Raw genomic sequence first — 16,110 nt, forward strand, 5'->3', positions numbered from 1 at the left:
CTGATGGAAAATTTTGATATTTGTATTGTTGGAGCCGGACCAGCTGGTTGTATTACAGCTTTAGAATTACAGCATCTTGGTTACAAGGTGCTGTTAATAGAAAAAACTACATTTCCTCGTTTTCATATCGGATGTAGTTTCTCGAGCGGTATCTTACATTGGCTAACTACATTAAAATTGACTGATCTGCTTTCGCCAGCACTGTTACATAAGCACAGTATGACTTCCATATTATGGGAGGACAATACGATCATCAACAAATATGAACAGGGATTAACTGTGGATAGAGGAATTTTCGATCAGTTACTCCTACAACATGTGATCTCCTTAGGCGTTCATGTGATTCAATCTGCTATGGATGTACGAATACAAGAAATGCCAGATACAACATGGATGATACAAGTAAAAAAAGAAAATACTTTTTTTCAGTTTGGAGCACGGTTTCTGGTGGAGGCAACTGGAAGAAAATCATTGCTTAAAACTGGAAAAAAAGGCTATTTACCTCCTTTGATAGCCACATATGCTTTCCTACCACAATCTTTTAAACATCCGATTGTAGAGGCTAGTGCCGAGGGCTGGTTCTGGGGGACTCCATTTAAAGATGTAAGTTTAATAGCATATTTCTCACACCCTACTGCTGTTCAGAAATACAAAAACAGTAACAATTGCTATACCGCGGCATTACAAACATTTCAAACGGTGTCTTTGCTTATACCGAATAACTTACAAACATTTACATGTAATGCATCTTCCTATGAAGACAAAAGCCCAATAGCGTCCAATTATATTAAAGTTGGTGATGCCGCTTATACGACTGATCCCATTTCGGCGCAAGGTGTCACTAAGGCCATTAAAAGTGCCGTACACGCCTCAAAGGTTATTCATACCCTTTTACAACAGCCGCATATGAATGAGCATGCTATTGCATACTACGAACAGCTCATCCGAAGAGACGTGTCGCAACATGGTCAATGGATGAACGATTTTTATGGACGACAACAAATCTTTCAGACTCCTTTTTGGCAACAATATAGTGGTCGCCAAACTATGGATAATACTATTGACTTCCATCTTCATCTGGAGCCGCAAGATCTGCTCATGATTCATCCTGATCTCAATTTCGTCAAAAGTCCAGTACTTGGAATGCGATTTATTGAAGTACAGAATGCTGTTGTTAAGAAAAGAGAGGAAGAACCTTATGTATTTATTGATAATCTTCTCATTGTCCCAATACTGAAGCTGATTCATCAACAAACTGTCTTTAATAGTATTAATCTCCTTTACAAACACTACCCTCATGTTAATCCCATTTACCTCCTGAGGTATTTAATTAATCATCAACTGATAATTAAAAAAGAATATGAGATTAATGAAAAGACTATTGATCCAACCTATTTTACAGACAGCTATAAAGAAGAAAGTTTATCTTAACAATGTTCCTTTAAAAAGCAAGAAAACTCTTACATGTAGTTACTCGTGACCAGGATTACAGAAGTGGCCAGAACGTACAAGCGATGTTAGAAAATCACTACGAGAAATTGTGCTGATATAGTGCAGATAAGGATTATGATGAGGAAAAGATTTAAGATACAGATCAACATGGAATATATCGCATGTTGATCTGTATAATTTAATGACTAATCTTCATCATGGTCTTCTCCAGCTAGAGAGAACTTGATTGATTTTTGAGGATAGTCATCAAAACTTTTTCTACTGGTATTACCAATTACTTTTTTAAGGCTCACTTTATCTCCTAATCTAAAATGAAGTTCTACTAATTGATAGTCCAATAAATATGGGCCACAAAAGTAATTACCCTTTTCGTCTTGCTCAATTATTCCTTGATATAGCCCTCTTTTTGTTTCTCTTGGCATGTTATTATATTTATGGGACAAAGATACGAAGAGTAAAGGCATTTTAAACTATTAACACAAAAGATAATAATAAATGGTCTCAAGTACATCATCATCATATTCGTCATGATCTCTGAATCAGAGCTGTGCTTTCAACGTGTCTAGCGATAATCCCTGCATGCTGGTGATCGTTTCGGAATCATAGCTTCCATCAGGTTTTAGCATAATATACGAAGGAAAACCACCTTTATTAAATAAATTCATCGCCTCGCTTGTTACCTTTTCATTAACAAATACATGAATACCGGGCTGCTCTATTTCAAGCACTTTATTTTTCCATTTCTCTTCACTTGAATTGGATGATGTGCAGATATAGACAAACTCAATGGGTAAATCAGCTTCTTTTGCTTGTTTATGTAGCTCTTTACTATAAGGCATTGCTTGAATACATGGGATACACCAAGTTGCCCAAAAATCAATTATAACAAGTTTATTTGGAAATGTAGATTTCAAATCTCGCAAAAACTCAGCTCCAGATTGATGTTCATCGACATAAAGTAATGCTCCAGATCCGGTTTTTAAGATTTGTTTTCCAAGCGTTGATGCAACATTTTCTTTGACAATTGATACCTGGTTGATTGAATCAATTTTCTCGATCTTACTGTCCAATATGGCAATCTGAGATCGTACATAGTCGCTAGACCATTTGAAATGCAGGTTCGGTGCTAATTGTTTATAAAGATCACGCTGAAGTTTAACATCTCTATCTTCTAGCTGTAACTTGATTAAATCTGCGTAAGCTGCCGGTAATATGCTATCGCAGTAATTAGCAAGATTGACAGGACTATATTTTTGACCGGTAGTTTTAAAAGAGGATCTTACATAATAATTCAAAAATTGTATATATGTGCGTGAGTTGTTGGATATCGCGTAAACAGGAGTCAGTATGTCTTCTATCTGTTTTACTTGAATTTTGTTTTCAAGTAAATATTTCAACTTCTCTTCATAATAACTGGCCGCTGTTTCACTTTTGATTAAATATTGATAAGTATTGCCATAGGTAGTATAGAACTTGTCATTAACACGATCCTGAACAGCAAATAAGCTATCTAGATTGGTTAAGAATGCTGTATCTTTTTTATTTAGATCGCGCAATTTCGTCGAAAAATCTTCGTTATGTTTTTTATCGAATAATATATAATTATTCATCACCTCATTTTTTTTACCATCTTTACCACCAAAAGTAACTCCCTCGCCATTCCAGTAAACAAATTTCTTTTTCAATTTGTCAAGATCGAAAGTGAGCTCCAGTTCTTCATTTAAATAGATGCAGAAATATGCATATTCTCCAAACGTGAACCATATTTGCTGATTCATTAATTTATCTGGTATGACAATAGTAAAAGTGCCATCTGGCGCTACTTTGGTTGTATAACTTGATTGAAAAGGATTTCCCGCATTCACGATGCTATATTTAATCGTAATTCTTTCGAGATCGGACGGGCTTGCATGTAACACTTTTCCTTTTATCTGAGCTTGTACTTGATGAGTAGATTGTGTATCAAAAGCCACATCTGTAAGTGGCGTTGGATGACTTTTTCCCTGAGCAAATAAAGCTATTGGAAAAACGATGCTAAAAAAGTAAACAATAAGAGTTTTCATGGTTTTATAATCTGGTTTAAAATTTGATATACATATTCTTTTTTTTGTCTGGCAATCGGTACCAAAAAATTATGACGCATATGGACTGCGGGACTATCCCCTTTTGTAAGGCCCAATACATGCTTCGGATTTATAAGATGGCTCTGATGTGTTCTAATAAATCCATATTGGCTTAACATTTCATCGTATTCTTTAAGGGTTTTACTGATTAGAATCGGTTCTCCTTCTAATAGATGGATTTCGGTATAATTATCATCTGCACGACATCGAACAATTTGAGCAACGGGAATATACCGGGTTTCTCTTCCAGTACTTAAAGCAATTTTATCTTCATCATGTTGTTTGTTATTGAGATTCTGGATTAGGTTCTCCAGATTGGCATTGTATTTCTTCTGCTTAATTTTTTCAACGGCTTTATACAATGCTTCTTCCAACTCCTGTATATTCAGTGGTTTGAGCAGATAATCCAATGCTGAAAACTTAACAGCTCGAATTCCAAATTTATCATAAGCGGTTACAAAAATCACTTCAAAACTACGCTCTCCTATTTCCTGCAACAGATCAAAACCATTTTTTTGAGGCATTTGAATATCTAGAAAAATTAACTCCGGTTGTGTATTTTTTATCAGTAAAACACCTTCGTCAACATGGGTAGCTATACCGACCAACTGTAGATTATCCCTATACTTTTCTAAATAAGAACTTAATATTTCGATGTTGTTTACCTCATCGTCTATAATTACATATCTGATCATCTGATTAATTTTTAGAAATCCAGTTAGAAATCAGGATACAGACCTGAGTTTTATTGTTAGTAGTCTTAATCTCAATATGAAATGTATTTTCTGGATAAAGCTTATTAAGTAAATTCAGACGTTCTTTGCTCAATCTAAGACCATATCCACTTTCCTTATTTTCAATCGTGTAATCAAATCCGGCTCCATTATCTTCGACACAAATACGTATGGTCTGTCCAAGCTGATCAATGATAATACTGATCATACCGGTGTTCCCTATTATCGCGATACCATGTTTTACGGCATTCTCGACTATAGGCTGTAATAACATAGTTGGTATTTCAATCAGATCTGCATGAACAGAAATTTTATTTTCTATCTGATAATGAAAACCAAATCTTAACTGTTCCATCTGTAAATAATCGTCCAGTAATTGTAATTCTTCACTTAGTGGATTCATTTCTTTTTCTGCATTTTCTAATGTGGCGCGAGTAACCGATGCAAATTTACTTAGGTAATGATTGGTTCCGATCAAATCATTCTTTTGAATTAAATTTTGAATGGAATTGATGGCATTGAACATAAAATGGGGATTTAACTGCGCCTGGATATTTTTGATCTGTAGTGTAACTGCCTGCTTTTGTTGTTCTATCTGTTGCATCTTTTTCCGATTCCGATACCTCATAATAAAGAATCCAGCGCATACCACAATTGAGCCTGCTAAAAGATAGGGCCATATGATAGGCCACACCGCTTGTGTGGTCTTTAGTGCTGTCGGCACTATTCGATAGGAAATGCGCAAGATCTCGTTATCTTTATATTTCGAAAGATTTCCGGTTTTATGTACCAACAGTTCATACTGACCTACTTCATTCAAATATTGATTTGCAATGCTAAACTTGTCTAATTGTGTCCACCACTCCAGACGAAGTGTATCCACCTTTCCTTTGCTTTTTTTAATTAAATGAATGGAATATGGTACCGTCTCATGCTTGTCAAATTCTAGATCAAATTCAGTGATACTATCTTTTTGAAAGGTCCATCCTATCGGTACTCCAGTATGCTTATCATAGGATTGAACCTGCCCCTTATTCAAAGAGTCGTTTAATACATTGAAATACCCATATTCTCCTGACCCTCTTGCTACCAGCTGCTTCAGTACGGGGCGATTATTTTTGCGCCAGTCAATAATATAACCATCTCTGATACCGTAATTCTTCTTATGCCTGACCTCTACGAGGATCTGTTTTCCGGGGTAATTAAAAGTTCCTATAGCCCCATAAGGGACTTTAGCTCCATATTCCATTGACAATTTAGGTATCGGAGACCAGGGTACTAGTTCGACACTATCATGCTCGATAACCCGGTAGATATAATCCTTATAATTATCTTTATTAATCCCCATAGCGACAATAATGGCATCGGAACTATCGGGTACGATATAACTATAGTAAACTTTGGATATGTTTTGAACAGGTGCCGTAAAAAAGTTTTTAAGCTTAGGGCTCAATTTTATACCGAGCAGGATTGGAGAATTGGGAATGTCATTCAGACCATCTCCAGGTAATTTTACTTTATTATCAAAACTACGATAGACATGCCATAAATATTTAGCTGATTTGGCATAGACAACATCATTGCGTATCATCATACGTTTATCTGTTGAAAAACCATGAAAATGAAAATTCTCTCCGAAAAAGTAGTCATTTCCCTGCTGGTCCTGCGCCCAGGTTTTAAAAAATAAAAGTAGCAGCAATAATAAAAGTGTTCTTTTCATTTCTATTGGTTTATGAATCGAAAATGCTCAAATTAATTGGAATGAAAAAAGAAAATGAGCAATTGGCAGGATGTATTGAGTATCTGGAGAAAAAAGTAAAATATTCCTTTAAAGATTTTAATCCTCATCAATTGAATATTAAGACAGGCGTCCTATTTTCAGATTAATTACCTACATTTATGAGGTGTAGAGGATCCTTGAAAAGTGGCTTACAGAGGCACTAAAGCAAGTAAAATACCTTTTAAAGAAAATTAATAAAGACAATTTACACGGTTAATAATCTAAACAGATGACTATACGAAATACCTTCCTTTTTTTTAGTATCATCTCCTTGGGATGTACAAGTCAAGCTACTAAAGTAAACAATAAAAAGACAACTGATAGCTTACCCACAGTGACAGATAGTCCACTGATCAGCAATTTAACCAGCATACAGCCAGTTAAAACTGATACTACACTGGGAAAAATATTGATCCGTACTTTTGAAGGAAAATCTACTTCAAATTCGAATTACACATTGATTGTTCTTAATCAGGAATATAGTGGTGATGGACAATTCTCCATCAGTATCTTTGATAATATGAACAAAAAATTATTCGTAGCACAAGGTAAAAGATATACGTTACGAGGTGAGAATGACACCACGCTATGGCAGTTTGTAACGAATGATGATAAATATAGTTTTGAATTTTTAGTTAATGCGGCTGACTCAATTACATTGGTCAATAATCCTTATAGTCAAGATAACCCTATTTTAAAAATGATTTCAAGTGAAAAAATAACGAACTAGTATATTAGGGCACCGTAAATTTAATACACTACATACTCAGTTCTTTCTTAATCAATAAGCTTACGTTCAAATATCTGCTTCTGATTTGTTATCCTGTTGTTTTCTGTCTATATTTTTTTAAACTCAGTCCATGATGACGTTTAAAAAACTTATTAATATGACTTTCATCCGCAAATCCAAATTCATGTGCAATCTCATGAACTCTTTTATCACTAAACCTTAATCGATGTTCTATTAAGCGGATCCGATAGGAAGAGATATACTGTTGTATTGATTCATGACATTGTTTGCGAAAGTAACTTCCGAGATAGGTGGAAGATAGTCCAAATTTTTCGGCCATTACTCCTATTTTTAAAAATTCGGGTTGCCGTATATTTTCCTGTATATAATCCAATAATTGCAGTATGCGTGTATCTGCAGTCTGTGAAATATGCTCTGGTTTAACAATCGCAATATTCCTTGCTGCTATGACAATAATGGCATTGACCAGATGTCTTCTCAAATCTTCATTATAATGTCCACGCTCTTCGCATGCCTGTTGCAGGTTTTGCATCAGCAAGCTGACCATCTGCTTGTCTTCCTTATTAACGAGCACAGATCCCGACAAATGAGAGGCATTGTATAATAAGCATTCTATATGGTCGATGCTTTTCCATTGATATTCTTTTATGTAGTTTTCTCCAAAGCGTACGACCATAAACTCATTCATTCCATCGAGATCAAATTCGTGGCAATCATGTGGTGTCAGGAGAAATAGGTCTCCTGGAAAATAATCAAATTTATTTCCATTGACACCGTGTTTTCCATTGCCGGAGATAACATATACGAGTTCGAAGAAATTAAACTGTCGATCACGTAAAGGACATACTGAAACTTGTTCGTAAAAAACTTCTAAGGATTGATAGATATTTTCTCTTGCCATGATGCAAAGATACCCAAATAACACTTAATTGTACCTGTTTTAACCTCCTTTTTCAGTCTATTTTTGCTAATAAAAATTAAGATATGAAGGCAATTGTGTTAGAAAAATTTGGCGGGGTAGAAAATCTGATTTATAAAGATATTGAAAAGCCTATCCTAAAACCGGGTGAAGTATTGATTGAAGTAAAAGCAATTGGTATCAATCCTGTGGATGTAAAGGTCCGCAGTAGACAAGCTCCTCTTGCAGAAGATTTAAAAAAACATGATCCACTGATCTTGGGATGGGATGTTTCTGGAGTGATAATAGAAGTTGGAAGTGCAGTCAGTAAATTTGGGATTGGTGATGAAGTCTTTGGAATGGTCAACTTCGTCGGACATGGACGTGCTTATGCCGAATTTGTTGCGGCTCCGGAATCGCATCTTGCCTTAAAACCTAATCGGATCAGCCATATTGAAGCTGCTGCCAGTACTTTGGCTGCATTAACAGCGTGGCAAGCATTTAATACTTATGGAAAACTGCGTCCAAATGACATCGTATTGGTCCATGCCGCATCTGGTGGCGTTGGTCATTTCGCAGTACAGATCGCCAAATATATGGGTGCTTATGTGATCGCGACATCATCGGTACATAATCGTGATTTCTTGCTCAACATAGGGGCTGATGAACATATTGATTACAACTCAACGGAATTTGAACAGGTCCTTACGAATGTCGATTTTGTACTGGAGTCACTGGGGGGTGCTAATTTTCAAAAGTCAGTTCAGGTTTTAAAACCTTTTGGCACTATCGTAGCCCTGCCGTCGGGACATACGAAAGATGATCAGTTAAAAGCTCGTGAAAAAAATCTTCACGCTTGCTTTTTTATGTCTGTTTATAGTGATGGAGCGGCTATGCAACAAATTGCGCATTTATTAGAAACGGGTATTCTGAAACCTCATATCTCACATGTTTTCAATTTTGATCAGATGGCAGAAGCGCATCTGCAAATTGAATCTGGGAGAACGGTAGGTAAAGTGGTTGTACAATTTTAAAGGAATTTGAAATCATGTTGAGGAATATAGATCCAGAATTATTAGAGGCTATTGCTGCTAGTCCTTACAGTAAAATAAAATATGAATATTTGCTACAAAACGATCCTACAAAAATCAGAGCGGAAGAGCTACGCTTATCTTTAAACGAAGAGCCTTTGATTATACCAGAGCAATTACTTGTTGAAAATAGGCTAATTCCATCTTCACAGTCTGAAGAAAAGATACGTTTGAGAATTTACAAACCAAAAGCTAAGCAAGATTTACCGATATTGTTATATTTTCATGGTGGCGCATTTATATATGGAACTCCGGAGCAGTATGATTTTATACTCTTTAGATTAGCGCTTGAAGTTGGTATGCTTATCGTTTCTGTCGATTATCGATTAGCTCCAGAACATCCTTTTCCTGCAGCTATAGAAGATGGCTACGACACCTTACTGTGGCTTTATCAAAATGCGGGCAAACTGGATGGTAATCAAAATATGATCATTATCGGCGGCAGCAGTTCCGGTGCAACAATCGCTGCATCGATTACTCACCTAGCCCGGGATAAAAAGAATGCAATCATCCAACATCAATATTTACTTTATCCTCCAATGAGCGATACGCTGAAGAGTCCATCTATGGACAGTTTAGCAAAAGCACCGATGCAAACAAAAATAGCGGCTGCATGGATGTGGAAGCATTACCTACGGAATACCAGATTGCCATTGCCTAAATATGCTGTGCCATTAGGTGAAACTAATTTTCATCATCTACCCGATGCTACCATCATTGTATGTGAATTTGACCCTTTAAAAGATGAAGGGAAATTGTACACGAAAAAATTACGTTTTGCGGGTGTTTGTGTCAAATTACTGGAAATAGAAGGTGCAGTACATGCTTTTGATTTTTTCCCTTGTGAATTATCGGAGACCTTTTATGCAAAGCAAATCGAATTATTTAAGAAAATCATCAATCAGAAAAAATGAAAAAAATAGTTGTTATCAACGGGCATCCGGATAAATTAAGTTTCAATAGTGCTCTGGCAAAAGCTTATATCAAAGCGGCGAAAGAATCAGGTGCTGAAGTTTGTTATATTGCTCTTGCAGATTTGGACTTTAATCCTAATTTACAATTTGGCTATAGGCAGAGAATGGAACTGGAGCCCGATCTGCTCCAAGCGCTGCAAACCATTCAATGGAGTGAGCATCAGGTATGGATACATCCACTCTGGTGGCTCGGTATGCCTGCCCTGATGAAAGGTTTTTTTGACCGAGCATTTCTACCCGGCATTACATTTGGCAAGTCTAAACAGGGTCTAAATGTGGGCTTACTTCAAAACAAGACTGCTAGAATCATAACCACAGCGGGTGATCTAAACCTAAAAACTTATAAAGGGGTTTATGGATCCAGTGGATTGGTTCAATTAAAAAATGGTATTCTGGAATACTGTGGTATCACTTCGATTGAAAGCAATTTTATTGGACCTCTTGACAATTTTGATGAAGCTGATCGATTAAAGGCATTAAACGATGTTGCTGATTTAGCACGAGAGGACGCCATAGCGCTGCCTATCGGCATAGTAGCTGATGATTGCAACCCGTGAATTGGATGAAAAAATCATTAAAAAGCTCATCTGTATTTTAGTGCAGATGAGCTTTTTAACAATGATTATGTATAATCTACCTGAATCAATGGTTTAATGATGCATAAGCCCCCACTGTTTATTTGGTTCAGATCCCATTTCTAGGACAAGCTCTCCTCCTTTCAGAAGCTCGGAAGCATCAAAATAAAATGTATCAAGTTTCTTTCCATTCAGGGTTGCGGCCTGCACGTAGATATTCTGTTTGCTGCTGTTATTGGCTTTGATCACGAATTGCTTTCCTCTACCGTATCTGTTATCCAGTTTAATCTTGATCTCTTTGAACATGGGACTGCCAATTTCATATACCGGATTGCTTCGGGTTCCTCCATCCATCTGGAATAAACCGATTGCTGTCATGATATACCATGCACTCATCTGCCCTTGATCTTCGTCACCGAGATAGGCATTGGAAATTCCTTGTCCATAATACCTTTCGGCGATAGAACGGCTATATTTTTGCGTGAGCCAAGGTTTATTCATGTAATTAAAAATATAGGCAAAATGCATCGATTGCTGATTACCTTGTACAACGGGGTAATCCCAGTATTGATCATTTGGCCCATTATAACGCCATTTTTCACTCTCTCCGAATCCCCATTCCAATCGCTTTAACAGCACATCTTCACCGATCCATTTAGAAAGCCCAGGAAGATCCTGAGGGACAAAGAAGGTTAATTGCCATGCATTACCTTCGACGTAATGATGGTTTGCGCCAGATTTAAAGGGATCAAAATCTTTTAACCACTCGCCTTTTGAATCTTTCATCCGGGCATAGCCTGTTGAAGGATCGATTGCATTTTTCCACCAGGTTCCCCGGTCATTAAAATATGCATAATCATCAGTTTTGTTTAATGATTTGGCAAACTGACCTACCGTCCAGTCATCATAGCTATATTCTAAACTATTGGAAAAACGGCCCAGATCTGATGGTACATATTTATATTTTAAATATACATCCAGATCTCTATTGCCCGCAAATCCGCCTTCAAATTTCAGAGGGCTGGTCATCTGCATTTTCTTAACTGCTGTAAAAGCCTTTTCTACATCATAATCACGAATTCCCATCTGGTATGCTCCGACGATCAGCGGAATTTCATGTTCTGCAACCATCACTGGTATATACTCCATTCCTGCTGGTCCTTTAGCTAACCAGCCATCGGCATCGTACATGGCTAATTGTGATTTAACCCATTTGTTTGACCATTCAGGAGTCACCAAATTCCAAAATTGATTCAGATTCCAAAAGGTATTCCAGAATGCGTCACATCCAAGTGCCAGATCATTCTTGTTGGTGAGTGTACGAACTACTTCACGTGAATCTCGCCATTGCCCGTTAATATCGCTAAACGTGTTTCTACTGGCTAGTGCACGGTACATATTGGTGTAGAATTTCTCTTTCTCCAAATAATCGTCGGAGGTGATTTCCAAGCGGTCGAGCAACTCATTCCAAACATCGTGCTGATGTGCTACAACCTGATCGAAAGACCATTTAAAAGGTTGGGTGATTTCTTGATGCAAATTCTCTTCGGCATTTTCGATACTCACATAGGATATGCCTGTGCGTAATTGAACTGTTTTTTGTTTCCTTACATCAAATTCAACAAACATGCCGGCTTCTGTCACCTGCTTACCTTCGCCATCTTGGCCAGAACTGACCTGGTCACCTTTCCATGTTCCGAAGTTGATGATGGGACGATCGAACTCGATTGCAAAATGAACAATGTAATCTTGCTTGGCATCGGTAGACCACACATTTTCAGATAGCTGACTGCTATATCCGATGATTTTAGTGTCTGATACTTTCTTTAGTTTATAATCTAGAATCTGGTAAGGATACTCGCCGTTAGCTTTTAGGTCGATCATTACACGGCCGGTATCAGATCCGTTGAAGGTATAACGTTGAAAACTTGCTCGTGTCGTCTGTGTGATGTCGACATCGATATCGTGATCGGTCAACTTGACGTGATAGGATCCTAATGGAGCACGTTCGGTTGTCTTATCAATCTGTGAGCGATATCCTGATTCGGGTTCGTACTGATCTCCAACCTTAACCTGCAGTTTTCCTGATGTAGGAAAGGTTCCTAATCCTGCCATTGTCCATTCGTGGATATGACTAAATGTACCGATCGATTCTATTGAGGGTTCATAACCTGCCTGCCAACCAATATTTTGATTATCTGGACTGATCTTCACCATACTAAATGGCATCCAGGGTCCCGGGGCAATCATCCATCGTGAATGAGCTGTACCGATCATGGTATTAACATAGTCGGAGGCACCTCCAAGTCTTTTCGGTGCTCGTGTCACCTGCAAACGATCTGTTAATTTATCATTTACGTAAATATCGCATATACTTTGCTTTGGTTTTTTGACGGGATCAAGAGGCACTTCTAGCATAGATAAACCCTTGTCTAAACTTCCTTGATAGACGGATTTACCGTCTACAAGAACCCGGATACGCTGGGCATTTTTTAAACGAAGCACCTCTACCAAAAGATTCTGCATACGTCCTTTAGGACTATTGGATTCAAAATCGGCAACCTTGATCTGCTTTACCAAAGCATCGTAATTTGTGATCAATTTGGATGTTGCTGGCCCCAGCAAACGAAAAGAATCAAATTCTACCCATCCACCTTTCAAAACGGTTAAGGTGATATGGTTATATCCTGCGCGAAGTACAGATGGATCTGGTTTTATGATGAGTTTCTTCTTCCCCAAAGCTCCAACTCCAGGTTCTCCTGTACCGGCTCCATTAATAATGTCATAATTATAATTTCGACCATTAATAGATAACTGCAAAGTTGGGTGATTTTTAGGATCCGAATTCACAAGGTCTACTTCCAATACATAAGGGTCGTTGCCAGATGCTTTATCCAAAGCGTAATAGAAATTGAGAAAATGTGTTCGTAAACCTGAAGTAGGTCCTGTACCACCCCACTCGTTTGCAGGCCCTGGAAGAACATAGGGCAATTCTGTATTTAGCTGACTTTGACCAATGATCACCTGTCTGTCTTCATATCCCATATCATGAGCCAAAAAATTCTTATAATCTCCTGGTGCTAATGCAAACTCTGCACTCGACCCATCAGGTTTACCCAATTGCCAAATCACATTTTGCTGTGCTAAGGCCTCCTGTCCAAAAGCTAGAAAAAATAATCCTGTTGCTATTAAAAATTTATTTCGTTTATTCATACTGTTTAGTTTATTGGTTATTCTTAAAAAAACATCTGCTTTCTTACCCAATTCAAAAATGGGATCAAAACGACAATATTCAATTAAAAATAGACACAATCATCACTGGTTTAAAGGGTAATTATTTGACAAGATTTAAAATAAATTTCGATCTTTCAATTGATGCCATGCAGGTATAATTAAAATTAAACCACACTTAATAAACATCACACGTCTCATCTATAATACAATAATAAAACTTTGTACGTACATATGCAAGAATAAATATTAGATTGTACATACATATATATAAAAATGGACAATTACGGGCTTTTATTCATACTGGATTAACAATGGAATGGGTTTAATTGCTTATCTTATTGTCCAAAACCGATTATAATGAAAAGATTCTTCTTTTGCTTACTATGTATACCTTTTTTTCTACATCAAACCTCTGGACAAATTGCTATTGATCGAAAAGCAGTAGTAGATAGACATCGGATTGTAACCAACAGACTTGATCTGTTGAGTCCAGCACAGGTTGGTAATGGCGAATTTGCTTTTGCAGTAGATATTACAGGTTTACAAACATTTGTCCCATTTAACACTTTATCAAACTGGAGTTGGCACAGTAGTCCTTTACCAAAAGGGATGAAGGAAAGTGACTTCAAAAAGACAGCTCTCAAAACCAATGGTAAAGATGTTTCTTACGATCTTCCAAATCCAAAACAGGAACAACTATCCAACTGGCTTGCAGCAAATCCGCATCGCTTCAATTTAGGACGCATAGGTTTCAAACTAATTCGAAATGATGGTAAACTGGGAAATCAGAATGATATTTCACATACCCATCAAGAAGTTGATCTCTGGACAGGAATCATTAGCAGCAGTTTTGTATTTGAAGGTGTACCGGTCCTTGTTAAAACAGCTTGTCATCCCGATAGCGATGCAATTGGGGTATCGATTGAAAGTGCACTTATCGGAAAGGGGCAACTTGCCGTTTTCTTTGCATTTCCTTATGCCATAGAACAGGGATATGAGAATTACCTAGGCGTATATGATGGCGGTGATCAACATACTTCCACACTTCAGAGTTTAGAAAAAAATTCTGTACGTATAGACCGTACAATGAATAGCACACATTATAGCGCTTCCATTAAATGGGCGACTGATGCTCAGATGATAAAGACAAAACAAATGCATCGTTTTGAACTTATACCCAAAGATACAGCAACACTTTCCTTCACTTGTCTCTATTCAAATCAAACTAACGATATTCAGGTACCCATCACTTCACACCTTTTTGATGAAAGTGAAAAATCATGGAAAGCATTCTGGAATTCTGGAGCTGCTATCGATCTATCTGAGAGCAAAGATCAGCGATGGAAAGAGTTGGAACGGAGAATTGTACTATCGCAATACCTGATGCGACTGAATGAGTCGGGCTCTTTACCTCCACAAGAAAGTGGTCTGGTCAATAATGGCTGGTTTGGTCGTTTCCATTTCGAAATGATTTGGTGGCATGGCGTACATTATGCGCTCTGGAACAGATGGGCTTTGTGGGATAAAAGTCTTTCGACATATCAAAATTTTTTAAAAACATCAACAGAAAGGGCATTCAATCAAGGATATCAAGGAGTACGCTGGCCCAAGTGTACTGGTGATATCGATCGAGACTGGCCAGACTTAATTCATGCGACACTTGTATGGCAACAACCCCATCCCATTTATTTTGCGGAACTCGATTATCGATTGCATACGAACAAGGAAACATTAACGAAATGGAGAGATGTGGTATTTGCAACTGCAGATTTTATGGCAGATTATGCTTCGTATGACAAAACAAAAAATCAATTTGATTTAGGTCCTCCTCTATACTTAGTATCGGAAAATTCTGATCCATTAGTAACCAAAAATCCGACATTTGAATTAAGTTATTGGCGTACTGGACTACGCTTAGCACAACAGTGGCGCGAGCGACTTGGCATGCCAACAAGTAAAAAATGGAAAAATGTACAGGATAAACTCGCCCCCCTACCGCAAAAAAATGGCTTGTATGAGACTTATGAGAATATACCAGACATGTGGGAAAAATATAATTACGAACACCCTGGACTAATTGGTACTTATGGCATGCTTCCAGGAGATGGTGTAGATCCAGAAACATTCAAACGTACACTGAAAAAAGTGATGGAAACCTGGAACTTTGATCGCACATGGGGATGGGACTTTCCCATGCTAGCTATGGCTGCTGCTCGTTGTGGCTATCCGGAACTGGCGATCGATTTGCTACTGCACCCTAGTAATAATTTTCAATTTGACCAGCATGGTTTAGCTACAGGCGGTCCATTTCCCTATTTTCCATCAAATGGTGGACTACTAACTGCAATTGCCATGATGGCCGGTGGTTGGGATGGTTCATCCTCAAAAAATCCTGGATTCCCTAAGGATGGAAATTGGTCAATTCGTGCCGAAGGATTCAATCCTTTACCAGCACTAAAATAATAGCGAAATAAAAATCTCCAATCACTGTCGGCGGA

General features: G+C 37.6%; 13 protein-coding genes. 7 read left to right on the forward strand and 6 right to left on the reverse strand.

Features of this window, described 5'->3' with window-relative positions; all coding sequences use genetic code 11:
* Positions 1-3: 3 nt before the first annotated feature.
* On the forward strand, positions 4-1,431 hold the full coding sequence (locus ACFS6I_RS11065; protein WP_380920479.1) for an NAD(P)/FAD-dependent oxidoreductase: 1,428 nt from the start codon (positions 4-6) through the stop codon (positions 1,429-1,431).
* Between the two features lie 206 nt (positions 1,432-1,637).
* Here the strand turns inward: ACFS6I_RS11065 and ACFS6I_RS11070 are convergent, their stop codons facing one another.
* The 4 genes from ACFS6I_RS11070 to ACFS6I_RS11085 form a co-directional block, all read right to left on the reverse strand.
* A complete protein-coding gene (locus ACFS6I_RS11070; RefSeq protein WP_132767691.1) occupies positions 1,638-1,874 on the reverse strand; it encodes a hypothetical protein in 237 nt (78 codons plus the stop codon).
* Between the two features lie 117 nt (positions 1,875-1,991).
* Positions 1,992-3,515, reverse strand: coding sequence for a TlpA family protein disulfide reductase (locus tag ACFS6I_RS11075; RefSeq protein WP_380920481.1), 1,524 nt, complete (start codon positions 3,513-3,515; stop codon positions 1,992-1,994).
* Positions 3,512-4,270, reverse strand: coding sequence for a LytR/AlgR family response regulator transcription factor (locus ACFS6I_RS11080; protein ID WP_380920483.1), 759 nt, complete (start codon positions 4,268-4,270; stop codon positions 3,512-3,514). The genes ACFS6I_RS11075 and ACFS6I_RS11080 overlap by 4 nt, the downstream gene beginning before the upstream one ends.
* A gap of 4 nt (positions 4,271-4,274) precedes the next feature.
* On the reverse strand, positions 4,275-6,029 hold the full coding sequence (locus ACFS6I_RS11085) for a sensor histidine kinase (protein WP_380920485.1): 1,755 nt from the start codon (positions 6,027-6,029) through the stop codon (positions 4,275-4,277).
* A gap of 23 nt (positions 6,030-6,052) precedes the next feature.
* Here ACFS6I_RS11085 and ACFS6I_RS11090 point away from each other — a divergent pair, with 23 nt between their 5' ends.
* A complete protein-coding gene (locus ACFS6I_RS11090; protein ID WP_380920487.1) occupies positions 6,053-6,196 on the forward strand; it encodes a hypothetical protein in 144 nt (47 codons plus the stop codon).
* Positions 6,197-6,318: 122 nt separating this feature from the next.
* Positions 6,319-6,819: a hypothetical protein gene (locus tag ACFS6I_RS11095; RefSeq protein WP_380920489.1), complete on the forward strand. Its 501-nt coding sequence runs from the start codon at positions 6,319-6,321 to the stop codon at positions 6,817-6,819.
* Between the two features lie 88 nt (positions 6,820-6,907).
* Here ACFS6I_RS11095 and ACFS6I_RS11100 read toward each other — a convergent pair whose 3' ends face one another.
* The gene (locus tag ACFS6I_RS11100; RefSeq protein WP_380920491.1) at positions 6,908-7,741 is read right to left on the reverse strand and encodes an AraC family transcriptional regulator; all 834 of its coding nucleotides are present in this window, start codon (positions 7,739-7,741) and stop codon (positions 6,908-6,910) included.
* An 83-nt stretch (positions 7,742-7,824) separates the two neighbouring features.
* Here ACFS6I_RS11100 and ACFS6I_RS11105 point away from each other — a divergent pair, with 83 nt between their 5' ends.
* Genes ACFS6I_RS11105 through ACFS6I_RS11115 form a run of 3 tightly spaced genes read left to right on the forward strand, consistent with a single transcriptional unit; the run spans position 7,825 to position 10,360 of the window.
* Positions 7,825-8,772: an NADP-dependent oxidoreductase gene (locus tag ACFS6I_RS11105; protein ID WP_380920493.1), complete on the forward strand. Its 948-nt coding sequence runs from the start codon at positions 7,825-7,827 to the stop codon at positions 8,770-8,772.
* A 14-nt stretch (positions 8,773-8,786) separates the two neighbouring features.
* Positions 8,787-9,743 (forward strand): alpha/beta hydrolase, encoded by a 957-nt coding sequence (locus ACFS6I_RS11110; RefSeq protein ID WP_380920495.1) that lies wholly within the window; start codon positions 8,787-8,789, stop codon positions 9,741-9,743.
* Positions 9,740-10,360 carry an NAD(P)H-dependent oxidoreductase gene (locus tag ACFS6I_RS11115; protein WP_380920497.1) on the forward strand — a complete coding sequence of 207 codons (621 nt, stop codon included), beginning with the start codon at positions 9,740-9,742 and terminating at the stop codon, positions 10,358-10,360. The genes ACFS6I_RS11110 and ACFS6I_RS11115 overlap by 4 nt, the downstream gene beginning before the upstream one ends.
* A gap of 93 nt (positions 10,361-10,453) precedes the next feature.
* Here ACFS6I_RS11115 and ACFS6I_RS11120 read toward each other — a convergent pair whose 3' ends face one another.
* The gene (locus tag ACFS6I_RS11120) at positions 10,454-13,591 is read right to left on the reverse strand and encodes a GH92 family glycosyl hydrolase (RefSeq protein ID WP_380920499.1); all 3,138 of its coding nucleotides are present in this window, start codon (positions 13,589-13,591) and stop codon (positions 10,454-10,456) included.
* A gap of 378 nt (positions 13,592-13,969) precedes the next feature.
* Between ACFS6I_RS11120 and ACFS6I_RS11125 the strand changes: the two genes are divergently transcribed.
* The gene (locus tag ACFS6I_RS11125; RefSeq protein WP_380920501.1) at positions 13,970-16,075 is read left to right on the forward strand and encodes a hypothetical protein; all 2,106 of its coding nucleotides are present in this window, start codon (positions 13,970-13,972) and stop codon (positions 16,073-16,075) included.
* Positions 16,076-16,110: the final 35 nt, after the last annotated feature.

The organism is Sphingobacterium anhuiense (assembly GCF_042686355.1).
GTDB classification, from domain to species: domain Bacteria; phylum Bacteroidota; class Bacteroidia; order Sphingobacteriales; family Sphingobacteriaceae; genus Sphingobacterium; species Sphingobacterium anhuiense.

Bases quoted from the DNA above. Each gene is read 5' to 3' on its own strand.
- ACFS6I_RS11120 (WP_380920499.1), bottom strand. From the start codon at position 13,591: ATGAATAAACGAAATAAATTTTTAATAGCAACAGGATTATTTTTTCTA.
- ACFS6I_RS11080 (WP_380920483.1), bottom strand. From the start codon at position 4,270: ATGATCAGATATGTAATTATAGACGATGAGGTAAACAACATCGAAATA.
- ACFS6I_RS11090 (WP_380920487.1), top strand. From the start codon at position 6,053: ATGCTCAAATTAATTGGAATGAAAAAAGAAAATGAGCAATTGGCAGGA.
- ACFS6I_RS11115 (WP_380920497.1), top strand. From the start codon at position 9,740: ATGAAAAAAATAGTTGTTATCAACGGGCATCCGGATAAATTAAGTTTC.
- ACFS6I_RS11100 (WP_380920491.1), bottom strand. From the start codon at position 7,741: ATGGCAAGAGAAAATATCTATCAATCCTTAGAAGTTTTTTACGAACAA.
- ACFS6I_RS11070 (WP_132767691.1), bottom strand. From the start codon at position 1,874: ATGCCAAGAGAAACAAAAAGAGGGCTATATCAAGGAATAATTGAGCAA.
- ACFS6I_RS11095 (WP_380920489.1), top strand. From the start codon at position 6,319: ATGACTATACGAAATACCTTCCTTTTTTTTAGTATCATCTCCTTGGGA.
- ACFS6I_RS11105 (WP_380920493.1), top strand. From the start codon at position 7,825: ATGAAGGCAATTGTGTTAGAAAAATTTGGCGGGGTAGAAAATCTGATT.
- ACFS6I_RS11065 (WP_380920479.1), top strand. From the start codon at position 4: ATGGAAAATTTTGATATTTGTATTGTTGGAGCCGGACCAGCTGGTTGT.
- ACFS6I_RS11085 (WP_380920485.1), bottom strand. From the start codon at position 6,029: ATGAAAAGAACACTTTTATTATTGCTGCTACTTTTATTTTTTAAAACC.
- ACFS6I_RS11075 (WP_380920481.1), bottom strand. From the start codon at position 3,515: ATGAAAACTCTTATTGTTTACTTTTTTAGCATCGTTTTTCCAATAGCT.
- ACFS6I_RS11110 (WP_380920495.1), top strand. From the start codon at position 8,787: ATGTTGAGGAATATAGATCCAGAATTATTAGAGGCTATTGCTGCTAGT.
- ACFS6I_RS11125 (WP_380920501.1), top strand. From the start codon at position 13,970: ATGAAAAGATTCTTCTTTTGCTTACTATGTATACCTTTTTTTCTACAT.